This window comes from Flavobacterium frigoris PS1 (genome assembly GCF_000252125.1).
GTDB lineage: Bacteria > Bacteroidota > Bacteroidia > Flavobacteriales > Flavobacteriaceae > Flavobacterium > Flavobacterium frigoris_A.
Genome location: NZ_AHKF01000044.1, coordinates 1 through 2,494, shown reverse-complemented (window position 1 = coordinate 2,494; position 2,494 = coordinate 1). Strand labels below are relative to the sequence as shown.

Here is a 2,494-nt window from a genome sequence, read left to right as displayed (position 1 = left end):
GAAGTTGGGAAACATCATGAATACAGAGAGAGATTGTTACCTGCTTATGTTATATCCTATCAAGAGCCAAATAATTTGAAAGTGTATATTTCAGTAAATGATGGCAAACTACAAACAATAAGACATCGTGATTGGAGATGGTTTGATTTTTTATGGATGACCCATACCATGGACTACGAAGGGCGAGACAATATGAATAATATTGTATTAAGAGTTTTTTCATTGTTAGGATTAATAACCGTTTTAAGTGGTTTTTTACTTTGGTACATCTCCTCTCCTACCATTAGAAAAATTTGGAAGAAAATAAAAAAATAATAATTTAAAATTAATAGAAATGAAATCATCAAAAAAATTGTTCGTAAAAGTTCTTTTATTAGTAGTGTCATCGGCAAGTATGTTTGCCCAAGACAAGGACACAGAGGCTGTAAAAGCGGTGCTAAAACAGTACAATACTGCTATTGAGAAATTAGATGTTACTGGTACGGAAAAATTATTTACTTCCGATTCAAAAATATATGAATCAGGCGGCAATGAAGGCAGCTATGCTCACTATTTAGAACATCACCTTGCACCCGAAATGAAAGCGTTCAAATCGTTCACTTTCAGCGATTATAAAGTTGCTGTTACCGTGAGTGGCGAGTATGCGTTTTCAACCGAAACGTACAATTATACAATTGTAGTGGCAAAAGACAATAAAGAGTTAAAACGCAAAGGAATTGGCACAAGTGTATTAAAGAAAATGAATGGGCAATGGAAAATCATGATGAGTCATAATTCATCCAGAAAATAATACCATAACTTAGATTAGACTCATAGAGCGACAGGAGAATGATTAAAAAAATTATAAAATACTACTCCAAAAAAAAGCACATTATGTGTCCTGATATCTACATCGGTAAAGGGACTGTTGCTCTATTGTTTTTTATAACCTTACTTTTTGCTTTAGCAATATGGTGGCTTAATCATGATCTATCTCTTGTGGATTTCTGGAAAGATTTACCAGTAGATCATAAGATAATTGAACTTTTTTGCGAAAAAACAGAAATGAAAAAAGTGGTGCGCCAACCTGTTAATACATTTAGTGGAATAATCTATTTGATCGTGGCAATTATTATTTTAAAAGAAAGTCAGAAGGAATTAAAGAATAGTAGCGCTGAAAAACAAAACAAAGAAAATCTGATTCATAAAATATTTTTTGCCTTCATTCTTCTGTATGTTTTTTTAGCATGTACCTTCTATCATTCTTCACTTACGAATTTTGCTTTTAAAATTGATTTCTCGGCTGTATATTTTTTTTCGCTTTTTCCTATAACTTATCTATCCTACCTATGGCTGCTTACTAATAATCCGAAACTGTCAGATATCTCAAAAAAGAGTGTAATTATTGCCATCTATTCCGTTTATCTTATTGTCTGTCTTTTATTATCCTTTTCTGTTCCAAAAGGCAAAGAACATATAGTCAGTTTTGTATGTATTTTGATGTTTTTTGCATTTGCTATTACAATACTTTTAAAAAATCCCAAGAAAGAAAACGTCAATTACTTGGTCTCAAGTATTATTTGCACTATCGTAGCTCTTGTTTGGTTAAAGTTAGATAAACACACTTTTATGTGTAACCCTAACAGTTATTTTCAACCACATAGTTTGTGGAATCTATTTATAGGACTGTCAGGATTCTATTTTTACGTGTTTATGCGAAATGAAGATAATCCTAAAAAATATTTAACTTAAATATTTAAAAGCAAAAATAACTTGGATGCAAAATATTCAAAAATATAAATCAACAAATAGAAAATAGTAAGGCAAAAACAAAAAAGTAGTTTTTGTTTTTACCTAATAGTTCATAGATACAGAAAGAAGTCACTATAACCTATTCTAAAATAAATACGCCTCATTATGTAAATTTAGAACAAACAACTAGATCATGAAAAATAATATAATCTAAATAACTTTTAAATCGAAAAATTATGGAAACTTAACACACAGTATCGCAGTTAATGGTAAAAAGACATCGGTAGTCGACCCCGAAATAAAAAAATTAATAAAAATTAGTATTATCAGCTAAAAAGCTGAAATTATGTTGATTAAAGCAAAACGTAAAGAACTAGATAAATAAAACCCTAAGAATTCATAAACCAATTAAAAATCAAAAAAAATGAAAAGAATAATAGTAGTAGCATTCATTCTCTGTATTTACTCCTTTGCGCAAGCGCAAGATATGAAGGGGATGAATATGAAGAAAAAAGAAAATACTGAGAAGACACAGTCAGTAACATACACCTGCGTGATGCACCCCGAAATTCACGCTGACAAGCCAGGGAAATGTCCTAAATGTGGAATGACATTGATTAAGGAAAAAATGAAAGCGGTTAAGAAATCGGCAGTTAAAAAGCAGGATGAAATGCAAATGCCCATGAAGGAGACTTCTAAAAAGAAGGACAATAGGGACAATATGAAAACGGATACTACTGATGCGCATCAAAATCATAATATG

The 2,494-nt window shown here is 31.0% G+C and carries 3 protein-coding genes and 1 pseudogene; all 4 read left to right on the top strand.

All coding sequences use genetic code 11. The features are described 5' to 3' along the window. Positions 1 to 315: pseudogene (locus HJ01_RS16940) on the top strand (hypothetical protein); the annotation flags it as partial. 19 nt (positions 316 to 334) lie between these two features. Beyond that, positions 335 to 790 carry a YybH family protein gene (locus HJ01_RS16935; protein ID WP_007139736.1) on the top strand — a complete coding sequence of 152 codons (456 nt, stop codon included), beginning with the start codon at positions 335 to 337 and terminating at the stop codon, positions 788 to 790. 83 nt (positions 791 to 873) lie between these two features. Beyond that, positions 874 to 1,731 carry a hypothetical protein gene (locus HJ01_RS16930; RefSeq protein WP_138984279.1) on the top strand — a complete coding sequence of 286 codons (858 nt, stop codon included), beginning with the start codon at positions 874 to 876 and terminating at the stop codon, positions 1,729 to 1,731. 424 nt (positions 1,732 to 2,155) lie between these two features. Further along, positions 2,156 to 2,494: heavy metal-binding domain-containing protein (locus HJ01_RS16925; protein WP_316929000.1), on the top strand; the 339-nt coding region annotated here is incomplete at its 3' end.